Source organism: Lyngbya aestuarii BL J, from assembly GCF_000478195.2.
Taxonomy (GTDB): domain Bacteria; phylum Cyanobacteriota; class Cyanobacteriia; order Cyanobacteriales; family Microcoleaceae; genus Capilliphycus; species Capilliphycus aestuarii.
In genome coordinates this window covers 34,026-48,833 of record NZ_AUZM01000005.1, presented here as the reverse complement: position 1 = coordinate 48,833, position 14,808 = coordinate 34,026, and the positions used below count along the sequence as shown (strand labels likewise).

The window sequence follows — 14,808 nt, the reverse complement described above, 5'->3', positions numbered from 1 at the left end:
GATGTATAAAATAGAGATTTTAGATAAAACACTCAAATATGTGCTAGAAATAATTGTTCTAGAAAAGTGAGCAGGCGATTGATAAACTGTCCCTATTTATATTCAGCTTTTCCTTGTGTAGTTGTAGTATTATTTCTGTGAATTTATATTCTATAAAATTAAATAGTATAGAATGTTATTAAACTTGAGTCATCTATCCAAAGTAATAATTGTAGATATTGGGTATGATTTCTAGATTATCCATTTGAAAATCTTGCGGAGAAATTGTCTTTTTTTTCTTCAAATATTCCGCAATAAAATCTCTAATTTCTTGAGTGGATTTATCAAGAATTTTACCTTCAGTGAACATCACATAGTCTCCACCACCCAGCGCACGATAGTTATTAATTGCGACGCGCAGAACTTGCTCTGGTGCAATCGTTTTACCATTGAGAAGGAGTCGAGTCACTCGTTGACCTACAGGTTTAGTAATATCAATTGTATAGTCTATTCCTTGATAAATATCCCAATTGTAACCGGGTATATTTTCAGCAATAATTTCTCGGGGAGAATCCGGTAAATTATCAGAGTTCACCTGTTGAAAATAAGCTGCATTTTTTTCTAACGCTCGGCGTAAAATATCCCCAGTAATTTCTATAATAAACAAACGGTTATCACAAACATAAATACTATAAGCATCCCGCAGCGTAATTTCTCCAACTGGAATTTTACCCTGATTGGTAAAGATAGAAGTTAAAGAAATATCAACCGGATACCCCATAGAACGAGCCGCTTCTATTTGTACTGTATTAATCAAATGAGCTAAAGCACTTCCCTGAAAACGAGCCGCCATCCCACCCACAAACTCAGATTTTGCTTGACCAATGGGTTGATTGAGATAACTTAAAATTTGCTGATGATTGGGCTGTAAAAGCTCAATAAAACGAGGTAAAGGCTCAATATTTTCAACGGATAAATTAGTAGCGTATTTGTCAATAACTTTCCAATCTTTCCCCTGATGAACTAACTGAATGGTATACTTACTCAGAGCCTTTCCCCAATAAGACGGTTCAGCAATTAACACAGTATTGATAACCGCTTTCGGTACATTAATATGAGAATGTCCGGCGAGAATAATATCAATATCAGGGACTTGTTGAGCCAACTCAATCGTAATATTTTCATTCACGGTTGCACCCGTATTTTTCCAAGTGTCAACGGGAGTTAACCAAGCGGCTGGATTTGAACGATAATCATGAGGAGTTTTCGTCCACCCCGTATGTTGAGCAACAATCACAATATCAGCACCTTGTTGTCGCATTTTCGGTACATATTCCTGGGCTATTGTCATTGGGTCAATAAACGAAAGTTTGCCAAAATTTTCAGCAGGAAGCCAGTTTTGAACTGCGGTGGTTGTCAACCCCAAAATCCCAATTTTTACGCCGTCAACTTCTTTGAAAATATAAGGCTTAAAAGCCGGAATCCCATTAGCCTGAAGAAGATTTGCACAGACAACAGGCGCGTCTAATTGATTAACCCAACGAGATAACACCTCCATTCCAAAATCAAAATCGTGATTTCCGAGAGATACCGCATCAAAACCGAGAAGATTAAACGCCGTTGCAATTGGATGAGGAGATTGAGTATCAATTTTATTATAATAATGAGCCAGTGGTGAACCTTGAATCGTATCCCCATCATCAATTAAAACTAAATTGGGATGTTCTGCTCGTTCTTGTTCAATCAAAGTGGCAACTTTAGCGAGTCCCAACTCAGCAGGTTGATTCGTATAGTAATCCCAAGGCATGAGATAACCGTGAATGTCACTGGTTTGTAAAATTGTAATCGTTTTCGTCTCAGAAGAAATGTTCAAAATAGCTCCAAATAAAACCACAGCAACAAAAAAGCATAACCCGAGAAAAAACAGCAAGAACTGACGCATCACTGCTCCATGAGATTAATATGAGATTAATGTCTACACTCGTCGAACTCTTAATGATAGACAACAATGGGGGTAAATTCTAGTGTTATTCGGAGAGTTTACGCCTGCGGTTTCAAAGAATCCTGACAGGGAACCGACTCCAATCCCGAACGATAGGGTGTAACATTAGCAGGAACAGCCACCAGTTCAACGGTGTCATTGGGATGAACAATCCAACCCTGTGCTTCAATCAGAGGAATCTGCTGAGTTGTTTGGGGAGTATTTTCTAGGGAGTATTGGGGAGTGTCAGAAGAAGATTTGGGGTTTAAATCCGGGCGAATTACCGCATCTATCCAATCTACAACCACCGCATCACTACTGAGAGAATCACTCGGACTCGGAGGTAAACCGCCTCGCCCCGTAATAATAAATTCACTGTCAGCAAAACTGGTACAACCCGCGACCACCAAAGTGCTAGGGTCTACAATTGTTGTTGGTAAATCTGCTAAAGCCGAATTTGCATCGGTTTCCGGGCGATTAATGTCAACTGCGCCACTAAATTCTGCCCCTAACTCGCTGGTTGCGGTAATATCACTTTTGGGGGTTGTCTGTTGACGAAACTCAGTCCCAAACACACCTTGAGCATTGATGCTGACTCGTCCACCCATTCCCTGTTGAGCATTCGCTGTAATATCACTATTCTCAATAGCCACAACCGTCTGAGTCTCAATGGTAATATTTCCGCCGTTAGCCGTTCCCGAATTGGTTGTAATTCGACTTCCTCGGCGCAATTCTAACGCCTGAGTTTTTAAGGTGACGTTTCCCTGGCCACCCGAAGCCGTCGCCCCACTAATCGCCCCTTCATTGTCTAAAATAATCGCCTGGGCGGTAATATTTAAGTTTCCGGCTGAACCTTGACGAGTCCCGCGCACACCCACTTCCGCCCCGTCGCGTATGGTTAAGCGATTGGTGGTCATGTTTAAATTGCCTGCATTCCCCTCCCCACTGGTATTCGATTCAATCGCACTGGGAATAATCCCATCACCAACCACGCCAAAGGAAACCGATTCTACCGTGGGGTCTGCGTTGGTTGTTACCCCAATCACCTGAATGGATTCAGCCGCGTTAATCGTTAAATTTCCGGCTGCTCCTTCGCCCCCTGTAGCCGCCGAAATTTGAGCGCCATCCCGCACCACCAACCGACTTGTATTAACGCTTAAATTGCCAGCAGAGGCCGTTCCTTGCTGTCCTTGTACGGTTAACAGCGACGAAGATGTTAATAAACCGGTAATAAATCGCCCATCGGGAGATATCCCCGTTAATTCAATGTCTGTGGCATTCACAGTTAGATTTCCGCCTTTTCCAGCCCCCGATGCTGAACTTGAAACCTGGGCGCCGTCTGCAACTCGGAGTTGTCGGGCGTTAATGGTTAAATCTCCGGCATCGCCTAACCCTAGTGTGGCAGTAAAGACACCTGCGGGGACTAAAGCACCTTCGGGGGTGCCACTGAATTCGACAAAATCTGCATTTATCGTCGCGTTTCCCCCTTGACCTGTTTCTGTGGAACTATTGGGGGTGGTACTCAGTGAAGTTCCTGTAATCACTCGCAGTTGGTTGGCGTTGATGTTTAAGTCACCTGCATTCCCGGCGTTGGTCGTTCCGGTAACGATGAGAGAACCGTTACTCAGTTCGGCGGACTGAACATTGAGGGTAATATTTCCGCCCTTTCCGGTACCTAAAGCCGTGGTCAGAATTCCGGCACCATCTCGAACAATGAGTTGATTGGCATTGATGGTCACGTCTCCCCCATCCCCTGGGCCTCCACTGAGACTATATAAACCATCTGGGGGTCTTAGGGGGTCAAATGAGACAGACTCGGCTTGCTCGGGGTCGCCCAAGGCGAGGAGTTGAGAAACGAGTTGAAAGGGAACGGTTCCAGTTATTGTTACTTTGTCTGCGTTAATACTAATTCCACCTGCTGCACCCGTACCTACAAATGTGGAAGCCGACAGAAAGGCTTTGTTTTGAATATTGACTTCAAAAGCTTGAATATTAATTCCCGAGGCGTCAAAATCTCCTAATGTATTGGCAGCGAGTCCAGAACCATCTGTTAGGGTAATATTTCCACTTTGTAGATTTATAGCGCCGCCACTTAAACCGCTCGTTGTTACTTGGCTATTTTCTGATAATAAAATGTTTCCCTCAGCGGCTGAGGTAATAGAGGTACCGCTTCCCAACTGCCAAATTCCATTACGAACTGTTCCGAGTTCGACTTGACCTCCAAAAGCGGTGAGATTTCCGCCTTCTAAGTTAATATTTCCCCCAACTAATGTAATATTTTGTCCGGGTTGAACTTGTAAACCTGTGGGGGCGGGATTTCTATCTAAACCAATTCCGATAGCTTGGGAACGGTTGGTAATTGCACTCGGACTCGAACCAAATTGTAAACCAATGGGAACATTGACACTGAGTAAAGGCGGGTTTTGGGGATGAATTGCGCTGAAAACTTGACCATCGTTGAAGATTAAACTGTTGGCGGTGCTGCTAACAAATGAACCGCCGATATTGAGTTGGGCATTCGGCCCGAAAAGAATCCCACTCGGATTGAGTAAAAATAAATTGGCGCTGCCGTTAGCTTGGATTAAACCATCGATTAAAGATATATTTCCGCCTGTAACTCGACTGATAATATTTTGAATATTAACAGCATTGTTGAAAAAAACACCGCTTCCCGTTTGGATAGAAAAGTCTTGAAAACTATGAAATAGATTCTCTCCGGCTTGAGTTCCACCTTCGATTCTAAAGATGTTGCCTTCCGGGGTAACAATGGTATTATTAGGTAAGGTTTGGTCGGGGATAACTTGTGCCGTGACGACAGAGGAAAAGAAGCCCCAAAAAATCGGCAGAATTGTTAGAGATTTGAGCCATAAGTTTTTCATCGGTTAAATTATCCCCCAAATCCTTACTAATTTAAGATTACTCTGCGACTATAATTCATCGGGATTAACTCCCATTTCTCGCAACCGTTAAATACTTTTCCTTATCTTCCCTCCTCTTGTTGCAGGGGGGAGCGAGGGGGGTAACAAACTCTAAAACAATTAAAGGCGCTATATATTCTTGCCACAATACATAAGAACGTCGCACTTGTCCATCCAGCAACGGAGGAACATGAGGAACATAAAACCAGTCGGGTGCAACAGCCCCTCGTTCTGGGGGTTCTGTTAGTCGCCAATAAATCCCACAATCTTGACGAAGTCACAGCAGCTCTGGGAGCTTGCATCCCGGAGAACTGTGACCAATGGCATATCGTCCGTCAGAATGAAGCTGATCTAGGGTAGATCTGATTGAATCGGTTAATAGAATACTTTGGGGATGTTCTTGGAAGTTTTTCACGAAAGTACCATCAGACTCCGGAAGTTGGGTATGATCCGGAAGTGAAGTAATACCGAGTTCATTCGGATGAATAATTGTCATCGGTACAATTTTTCTGAACGTTGCTTTTTAAAATACTATAACATTTTGGCGATCGCCTAATGTTCTAATTTGAGTATACTGATCGAACTGCTAGTATTCTATCACCTTGTTTGATTTACTCATTCAGATTTTTGAGCGTGGCAAAGGCTGAGAATGTAGAGGCATAGTCCCAACCTTCTTGACCATCTTGAGTCACATCAATAACATAGCCAGCTTCTCGCAAACCTTGAGTAATAAATTGGGCAATTCCTGGCTCATATTCAACTAATAAAACACGCATTTTTAGTTATTAAATTCACTCAATATTTTTGATATGTTTTTCGGCATTGTATTTGCAAATAAAATTATTTTTTAGGCTGCAATCCCTTGAACTTCAGGAGAGAAAATGCAGCCTAAAATTTTTAGCTGTTACAGATTACTCGGTCATAACTGTAGGTTAAACGGGAACTATTGAAGTACCCAATCAACCAAAAGTCGTACAGCAAACCCCGTTGCCCCTGTGCTGTTATACCCACTATCTTTGTCTGTCCAAACCGGGCCAGCAACGTCTAAATGCGCCCAGGGTGTTTTCTCAACAAACTGCTTTAAAAATAGGGTTGCTGTAATTGCCCCGCCCTGTCTTGGCCCCGTATTTTTCATATCTGCATGAACGGCTTTTAACCCTTCAAAATACTTCTCCTCAATCGGCATTCGCCAGAGTTTTTCACCTGTGGATTTTGATGCTGTTTCTAACTGACTGGCTAAATCATCATTCGGACTCCACAAACCCGCAATATCATTCCCAAGCGCCACGACACAAGCCCCGGTTAAAGTGGCTAAATCAACCATTGCATCCACACCCAATTTATCTGTAAAAACCAACGCATCAGCCAAGGTTAAACGCCCTTCAGCATCGGTATTATTGACTTCAATTGTTTTGCCATTCGATGCAGTCAGAAAGTCTCCAGGGTGCATGGCTCGACCGCTAATCATATTCTCAGTGACGGCACTAATAAAATGCACTTCCACGTCGGGTTTTAATAAACCAATGGCTTTCGCCGCCCCAAAGGTTGCTCCGGCACCGCCCATGTCGGTTTTCATCATTTCAATACTACTCGCCCCGACTTTCAGGTTTAATCCACCCGAATCAAAGGTTAATCCTTTACCAATAATCGCTAATTTGCGCTTCGGAGTTCCTGATGGTTTGTAAGTCAAATGAATGAATTTTGGAGGCAAATCTGAGGCTTGGGCAACGCCTAAAAATGCACCCATTCCCAACTTTTCACAGTCTTCTTTTTCCAAAATCTCGATATCAAACCCATATTCTGATGCCAAAGCTTCTGCCATTTCTGCCATCGTAATCGGGTTGATTTCATTGGCGGGGGCTGCAACTAATTCTCGGGCTAAAAACACCCCTGAACAGATATTTTGAGCGCGAGTAATTGCATCTTCTGTTCCCGCTAACCCTAATAATTCTACCCGTTCAATTGCGGGGCCTTTGTCTTCGGTTTCCGACTTAAAACGGTTGTCTTGATACAATGCTAGTTCAACCCCTTCTACTAAAGCTTGAGTGGTTGCCTCTGGCGTTTCAAAGACAGGTAAACTTATACCCAGGGTTTTACATTTAATCGTTTTGGCTAGACGTCCTGCTGTTGCGGCGGCTAAACGTAGGGTATCTAACGATAAGTTTTCCGATGAACCCAAACCCACTAAAATCACTTTGCGGATAGGGCTGCTACTACCAACCCGAGAGGAAGCACTGCTGCTGGGTTTCCCATCAAATTCAGTTTCTTCGATCAACTCTTTCAAAGTGCCTGCGAGTTTTTCGTCGAGTTGGGCTAACTCACCCGGTAAATCTACTTCATGTTCAAATATACCCACTGCTAGGGCATCTCCCGTCCAATCAATGCGAGGGGTGTCAATAACTCGAAATTCCATGCTTTCTACTCTAACTTCTAAAGTCTGTCTAACACTTAAAAGAGTTTGACGCAATTTATCGTCAAATAATCACAATTATTACAATAGATTTTAATACAGATTGCCTCTCGCCATACTTTTTCTCCTCTGTTCAGGCTTGTCCTCTGCAAACTCCCTCGATTTGTGATACCATCAACACCTAATAAGCTAGGGGTGCCTGCGAAGTCCAGGCTGAGACGACACCCTTGGAACCTGAGTCCGGCTAGTACCGGCGTAGGGAAGCTGTAACGAGAGGGAATCAAAAATGCGAACAGAATGGGTTAATCGCCGGCGTGGTCAAGCAAATGTGACGCAAATGCACTACGCCCGTCAAGGTGTTTTCACAGAAGAAATGCACTATGTCGCCAAGCGGGAAAATCTCCCGGTTGAGTTGATTCGCGATGAAGTTGCCCGAGGTCGGATGATTATTCCGGCTAACATTAATCATACCAATTTAGAGCCGATGTGTATCGGGATTGCCTCTAAATGTAAGGTGAATGCTAATTTGGGTGCGTCGCCGAATTCTTCTGATATTAATCAAGAAGTTGATAAACTTAATCTCGCTGTCAAATACGGGGCAGATACCGTCATGGATCTGTCTACAGGCGGTGGAGATTTAGATGTAATTCGCACAGCTATTATTAACGCTTCTCCTGTGCCAATTGGTACGGTTCCCATTTATCAAGCAATGGAAAGTGTTCATGGTAGTATTGAAAAATTAACAGCCGAAGATTTCCTCCATATTATCGAAAAACACGCCCAACAAGGTGTCGATTATATGACAATTCATGCGGGAATTTTAATTGAACATTTGCCGTTAGTTCGTAATCGAATTACTGGAATTGTCTCTCGCGGTGGCGGAATTATTGCCCGTTGGATGCTGCATCATCACAAACAAAATCCTCTTTATACTCACTTTGATGAGATTATTGAAATCTTCAAGAAATACGATGTTTCTTTTAGTTTAGGGGACTCTTTACGTCCGGGTTGTCAACATGATGCGTCCGATGAAGCGCAGTTAGCGGAACTGAAAACCCTCGGACAATTAACCCGTCGCGCTTGGGAACATGATGTACAAGTCATGGTGGAAGGGCCGGGTCATGTACCGATGGATCAAATTGAATTTAATGTTAAAAAACAAATGGAGGAATGTTCAGAAGCACCCTTCTATGTTTTGGGGCCGTTAGTAACAGATATTGCGCCCGGTTATGACCATATTACCTCAGCAATTGGGGCGGCGATGGCCGGTTGGTATGGCACGGCAATGTTATGTTATGTGACGCCAAAAGAACACCTCGGTTTACCGGATGCTGAAGACGTTCGTAATGGTTTAATTGCCTACAAAATTGCCGCTCATGCGGCCGATATTGCCCGTCATCGTCCGGGCGCCCGCGATCGCGATGATCAACTGTCTGAAGCCCGTTATAACTTCGACTGGAACCGTCAATTTGATCTCTCTCTCGATCCAGAACGCGCCCGTGAATATCACGATGAAACCTTACCTGCGGATATCTACAAAACGGCCGAATTTTGTTCAATGTGTGGGCCTAAATTCTGCCCAATGCAAACCAAAGTTGATGCGGATGCGTTAACCGAGTTAGAGAAGTTTTTAGCCTCACAGGAAAAAGAAACGGTAACTCAAAGTTAATTGAGTTGACTCGATTTTTTTCTATTGTTGAATTCGTTAAAATAGGGGGTGAGTATTAAAAATACTCGCCTTTTTTTATGTTAAATAGAAACCGGGTTTTTGGGAAAGATTGAAAGCACAAATGAGTGTCACTCATCCGAGTTACTGCAAAAAAGCGACTGTTCATCACTCTATAACAAACGTTAAGTTAGAGATAGGTTAATCAATTTGCTTTTAATCACACTCGGGTTAAACTATGTCTACTCAACTTCGCTTTGAACCTTTAGGCTTTAGCTGGGTTGCTTTCCATCCTCAACCCAAAGGCGTAATTAGATTTATTGGTGGCGCGTTTTTTGGTTCATTCCCAACCTTATCTTATCGCTATTTTTTAGAAACATTATTTGAATCCGGTTATACTATCGTTGCAATTCCCTTTCGATTTACCTTTCAACATTGGTCTGTTTCACTGAGTTTATTAGAAGAACAAAACGAGTTACAAAATTTACTCGTTGAAAAAGCAAAAGCCGCAGGTTATGACGGAAAATTCTATTTAGAAAACTCTAACTATTTATGGGTCGGTCATAGTTTGGGCTGCAAATATATCGCTTTGCTAGAACTTTTGAGCGACAAAAATGGGTTAACTTACTTTCAAGATTGTATCTCCCAAAAACAACTTGACACAATTCGCCGTCGCTTAGGTGATAAAAAGGCAATTTTCAATCAACCCTCGCTGTTACTCGCCCCTGATATTAGTGATACAGAAAGTGCGATTCCCATTCAATCTCTCGCTCATTTTATCGATCAAATGGGTTGGGGCGTGTTACCGAGTCGTACTCAAATTGAGTGTATGATTGATCGCAGTCAACTGTTTAATATTACGGGTTTAATTTCGTTTAAATCTGATGATATTGCCGGAAATGATAACAATAAACAAAAAGGGGTTTACTGGTTTATTCAGCAACTTAAAAACCAAAACTTAATTCATCAAGAAATACCCGGAAAACACCTCGAACCTGTTGGCATTAAAATCGGTAAATCTATCGTCGATTTTAATCCTTGGGATAAGTTTATAGAACCGATTTATAAGCGTCAACTTGAACCCGTTGCTGTCAGGATTTTACAACAGTTATCAGATCGAGTTAAATCAGCTTTGTTACAGTCAAGTTATCAAACTCAAAAAAAGTCAATTTCTAAAGTTACCGTTGGGGTTTCAACCTCTAAACACTAAAACTCGGGTGCATCAGAAAATTGGCGGTAAAATTAATAGTAATTCCTTCGGTCTGATGCACCCTACGGATTTTATATAAAAATTGGGTGCATCAGAAAATTTACGGTAAAATTAGCAAAAATTATTTAAGTTTGATACACCAAAAAAATTTGTTAAAATTCCAAGCAAAAACCGATCTAAAATAAACAGATAGAACTGCTTGGAGTCGCCAGGGATGAGCCAATGTTTGAATCCTGACTGCTTGTTGAATAACCTGCCAAACACTCTATTTTGTCAGCATTGTGGTGTAAAATTACTGTTAGCCGAACGTTATCGAGCGCTAGAAATTATCGGTCAAGGCGGGTTTGGTCGCACCTTCAAAGCGATAGATGAGTTCAAACCTTCAAAACCCTTTTGTGTGATCAAACAGTTTTTTCCGCAAGCACAGGGAACAGAAACTGTAGAAAAAGCTAAACAACTTTTTGAACAAGAAGCCGTTCGTTTGGATGAGTTGGGAAAACATCCGCAAATTCCCGAACTTTACGCCTATTTTACCCAAGATAACCGTCAGTATTTAGTTCAAGAATATATTCAAGGAAAAAACCTGCAACAAGAGTTAGAGGAGTCGGGAACCTTTAACGAAACTCAAATTTTACAACTGCTCAAAAAATTACTTCCGGTCTTATATTTTGTTCACAAAAATCAAGTGATTCACCGGGATATCAAGCCGGAAAATTTGATCCGTCGAGCTTCCGATAACCAACTGTTTTTAGTCGATTTTGGAGCGGCAAAATTTGCGACCCGTACCGCCTTAGCCGTTACCGGAACAACCATCGGTTCTGCTGGATATGCGGCACCAGAACAAGCTTTAGGAAAAGCCAATTTTAGCAGTGATATTTACAGTTTGGGTGTGACTTGTATTCATCTATTAACCCAAGTTGAACCCTTTCAGTTGTATGATGTGAGCGAGGGAGAATGGGTTTGGCGAGATTATTTAACCGCTCCTATTAATCAAAAATTGGGCGAAGTTTTAGATCAGATGTTACAGCAGGCGATGAAAAAACGGTATCAGTCTGTTGGGGAAGTTGTGAATGCAGTTTCATCTCAAGCTACACCTTCTAAAACCGTTCGCATACCTCCGCCTCCACCACCCCCAACATCGTTAACAACAGTAATTGCAGCGCCTCCACCTCCACCGCCAAAATCATTAATAAAAGTAGTTTCAGCCAGAGGAGTAGATTACTCTGTTTTGCAATATTTTTTGAGTCAGAAACAGTGGAAAGATGCAGACGAAGAAACGGCTAGACTCATGTTAAAAGTAGCGGGAAGGGCAAAAGATGGATGGTTAGATACAGGCTCAATTGACAATTTTCCCTGTGAAGAAATTCGCACGATTAACAACCTTTGGATTAAATACAGTAACGTCCGTTTTGGTTTTACTGTTCAGAAACAGATTTATCTGGAAACCGGAAACAAGTTAGGACAATACAATCAGATCGAATGGTATCGTTTTGGGGAGGAAATTGGCTGGAAAACGAAGGATGGATGGGTAAGAACTGACAACCTCAACTTTTCCCTATCGGCGCCAAAAGGACACCTTCCGAGGGGTTTGGGTCCGATTGGTCGCTATGAAGGTGCAAAGTTAGGAATATATCGATTAGTTTTCTCTCGTTTGGCAAATTGTAACCTGTAAAATACAACAATTGATCATCATGGAAAATCCTATGAATCGCGAACAAATACAAGAGTTGATTTTAGAAACTCTCAAAGAAGATCTAGATCGAGACTGTAATTTATCAGACCAATTATCTGATTTATATGACAGTCGTACCGGATTTGCTGACTATGTTGATTGTTATCTAGAGACAGAATTAGAGTTAGGAATTGTAGAGTGGAAAGAGAGCGATATAAGTACATCTGGTGGTCAAATCCGTTTCAGACCAGGTGGCTTCCTGAGCGGTAGTGGTTTTATGGGAGATTTGTATTGTGATATAGAAAATTTTGATTTTGAAAGTGCTACTGTTGCTGATTTTGTTGACTATATAGAAAGTAAAATGAATACATAAATCAACTCGATCAATAACGTGCAAATACCTTTGATAATACCATCCCCCCCTTTTTAAGGGGGGTTATTTTTTGAGGTTACTGTTTGTTATTGAGAAAATAGTTGTAATTTTTACGATAGAACAATTTAGGGCAATTGTCAAACTCTAATTTAACCAACCCTTTCTAATACAATTCCCCCTTTTTTTTCCCATTCCCCCCTTTTTAAGGGGGGGCTAGGGGGGATCAAACCCTCAAACAAAAACACAAACTATTAATTAGTAATTATATAATTTTGCAAATAAACCAATCAAAAGTGTTATTTATTGAACAAACTGCGCCAAAAGTCTTTTTTTATAATAAACTAATAAAAGACATCATTTAAAATCGACCCATGTTGCACAAACCGAATAAAATTTGGAATCCCTCCCTGTGGGCGAGTTGGAAGCCCTTTGGAATTGGCGAACAATATCCGAATAACTATTGGGAAGGCGTGAGGGCGGTTTGGGAAAATCGCGATCGCCTATCCTACGCTTGGGATATTCTCAATCATGGGGTTTGTGATGGCTGTTCTTTGGGAACAACGGGAATGAAAGACTGGACGTTAGACGGCTTTCATTTGTGTAACGTGCGGATGCGACTTTTGCGACTTAATACCATGTCTGCTTTCGATCCTCAACAGTTAGCAGATGTTAGTTTATTACAACAAAAAAGAAGTTCCCAGTTGCGAGAAATGGGACGAGTTCCCTATCCAATGAGACGAGATAAAGGCGATAAAGGATTTAGACGCATCAGTTGGGATGAAGCATTAGACTGTATTTCTGAACGCATTAAAGCCTCGAATCCCGAACGTTTAGGGTTTTATGTAACCAGTCGGGGAACCGTGAATGAAACCTATTATGCTGTTCAAAAAGCAGTGCGTTCAATGGGGAGTAATAATGTTGATAATGCGGCGAGAATTTGTCATTCTCCGAGTACCGGAGCGTTAAAAACAACGATTGGGGCGGCTGCAACAACCTGTTCCTATAAAGATTGGATTGGCACCGATTTATTAGTATTTTTTGGTTCAAATGTTGCGAACAATCAACCCGTTACCGTTAAATATTTACACTGGGCAAAAAAAGCAGGGACTCGGATTGTTTGTGTGAATACCTATCGAGAACCGGGAATGGAACGCTACTGGGTGCCTTCAATTCCTGAAAGTGCAATATTCGGTACGAAATTCGCTGAAGATTTCTTTTTAGTGAATCTCAATGGTGATCAGGCTTTTCTAAATGGAGTAATTAAACATCTAATTGCTAACAACTGGATAGACTCAAACTTCATCAAAAATTATACTACAAATTATTCACAACTTCAAGCCGAATTAGAGCGTCAAACTTGGGAAGATTTAGAACAAATTTCTGGGGCGACTCGCGAGGAAATGTATGCTTTTGCTGAGATGGTCGGAAAAGCAGAAAAAGCGGTGTTTGTTTGGAGTATGGGAATTACTCAACATGAATGTGGTGAAGATAACGTCAGAGCCATTATTAATCTCGCTCTAATGAAAGGTTTTGTCGGGCGTGAAGGATGTGGTTTAATGCCCATTCGCGGACATTCTGGCGTACAAGGCGGGGCGGAAATGGGATGCTATTCTACGGTCTTTCCAGGCGGACGAAAAATTAACGCAGAAAATGCCGAATTGATCAGCAAATATTGGGGATTTAATGTTTCTCCAAAAACGGGTTTAATTACCTCAGAAATGATTGCAGCAGCAGCCGAAAATAAACTTGATGTGTTATTCTCAATTGGCGGTAACTTTCTGGAAGTTATGCCCGATCCCGATTCTGTAGAAACTGCTTTAAAAAATATTCCGTTGCGGGTTCACATGGATATTGTGTGTTCAAATCAAATGTTATTAGAACCGACAGAAACGGTGATTATATTACCCGCTACCACTCGTTATGAAGTGCCAGGAGGTGTGACAGAAACCAGTACAGAACGACGGGTCATATTTAGCCCTGAAATTCCTGGCCCTAGAGTCGGAGAAGCCCGCCCAGAGTGGGAAGTATTGATGGAATTAGCACGGCGAGTTCATCCCGAATTATCGGATAAATTACACTTTGAAACTACCGCAGAAATGCGTCAAGAAATCGCTCAAGTTATCCCCCAATATGCCGGAATTCAACATCTAAAAGAACAGGGTGATCAGTTTCAATATGGGGGTTCACATCTGTGTTTTGGCTGGAAGTTTCCCACACCTAATGGAAAAGCTCATTTCTCGGTTTTATCGCCGAGTTTTGATGAATTACCTGCGGGTTATTTCTTCGTTGCAACTCGTCGGGGAAAACAGTTTAATAGTATGGTTCAAGAACGCAAAGATGCTATTACCGGAGCGTTGCGAGAAGCGGTGTTAATTAATCCTATTGATGCGGAAAAGTTAAACTTAAAAGATGGTGATAAAGTTCTGTTAAAAAATGATTGGGGTGAATATCAAGGACGAGTTTATATAGCCCCGATGAAACCGAGAAATATCCAAGTTCACTGGCCAGAGGGAAATATTTTACTAGATAAAAATAAGCGTTCGTCTGAAGGTGTTCCCGACTATAACGCCTTAGTTTGTTTGGAAAAGATCGGCTGATT

The 14,808-nt window shown here is 41.8% G+C and carries 9 protein-coding genes, 1 pseudogene and 1 riboswitch; of the genes and pseudogenes, 5 read left to right on the top strand and 5 right to left on the bottom strand.

Annotated elements, in window-relative coordinates; translation table 11 throughout:
* Positions 1 to 193: 193 nt before the first annotated feature.
* From M595_RS03575 to M595_RS03560, 5 genes and pseudogenes are all read right to left on the bottom strand, one after another.
* Positions 194 to 1,921 (bottom strand): bifunctional metallophosphatase/5'-nucleotidase, encoded by a 1,728-nt coding sequence (locus M595_RS03575; RefSeq protein WP_023064611.1) that lies wholly within the window; start codon positions 1,919 to 1,921, stop codon positions 194 to 196.
* A gap of 98 nt (positions 1,922 to 2,019) precedes the next feature.
* Positions 2,020 to 4,839 (bottom strand): two-partner secretion domain-containing protein, encoded by a 2,820-nt coding sequence (locus tag M595_RS03570; protein ID WP_023064614.1) that lies wholly within the window; start codon positions 4,837 to 4,839, stop codon positions 2,020 to 2,022.
* 139 nt (positions 4,840 to 4,978) lie between these two features.
* A pseudogene (locus M595_RS30435) lies at positions 4,979 to 5,374 on the bottom strand (hypothetical protein); the annotation flags it as partial.
* A 115-nt stretch (positions 5,375 to 5,489) separates the two neighbouring features.
* Positions 5,490 to 5,654, bottom strand: coding sequence for a response regulator (locus tag M595_RS30975; protein ID WP_023064654.1), 165 nt, complete (start codon positions 5,652 to 5,654; stop codon positions 5,490 to 5,492).
* Positions 5,655 to 5,821: 167 nt separating this feature from the next.
* Entirely contained in the window at positions 5,822 to 7,291 is a 1,470-nt protein-coding gene (locus M595_RS03560) for a leucyl aminopeptidase (RefSeq protein WP_023064677.1), read from the bottom strand.
* Between the two features lie 178 nt (positions 7,292 to 7,469).
* Positions 7,470 to 7,567: riboswitch (TPP riboswitch) on the top strand.
* Positions 7,568 to 7,574: 7 nt separating this feature from the next.
* On the opposite strand from M595_RS03560, the gene thiC reads away from it, so the two are divergent.
* From thiC to M595_RS03535, 5 genes are all read left to right on the top strand, one after another.
* Positions 7,575 to 8,957, top strand: coding sequence for a phosphomethylpyrimidine synthase (gene thiC, locus M595_RS03555; protein WP_040483523.1), 1,383 nt, complete (start codon positions 7,575 to 7,577; stop codon positions 8,955 to 8,957).
* Positions 8,958 to 9,192: 235 nt separating this feature from the next.
* Entirely contained in the window at positions 9,193 to 10,164 is a 972-nt protein-coding gene (locus M595_RS03550) for a DUF1350 family protein (protein WP_023064727.1), read from the top strand.
* A gap of 214 nt (positions 10,165 to 10,378) precedes the next feature.
* On the top strand, positions 10,379 to 11,836 hold the full coding sequence (locus M595_RS03545) for a serine/threonine-protein kinase (protein WP_023064753.1): 1,458 nt from the start codon (positions 10,379 to 10,381) through the stop codon (positions 11,834 to 11,836).
* A 31-nt stretch (positions 11,837 to 11,867) separates the two neighbouring features.
* On the top strand, positions 11,868 to 12,209 hold the full coding sequence (locus M595_RS03540; RefSeq protein WP_023064698.1) for a hypothetical protein: 342 nt from the start codon (positions 11,868 to 11,870) through the stop codon (positions 12,207 to 12,209).
* Positions 12,210 to 12,580: 371 nt separating this feature from the next.
* Entirely contained in the window at positions 12,581 to 14,806 is a 2,226-nt protein-coding gene (locus M595_RS03535; protein ID WP_023064749.1) for an FdhF/YdeP family oxidoreductase, read from the top strand.
* The last annotated feature ends 2 nt before the right edge of the window (positions 14,807 to 14,808 follow it).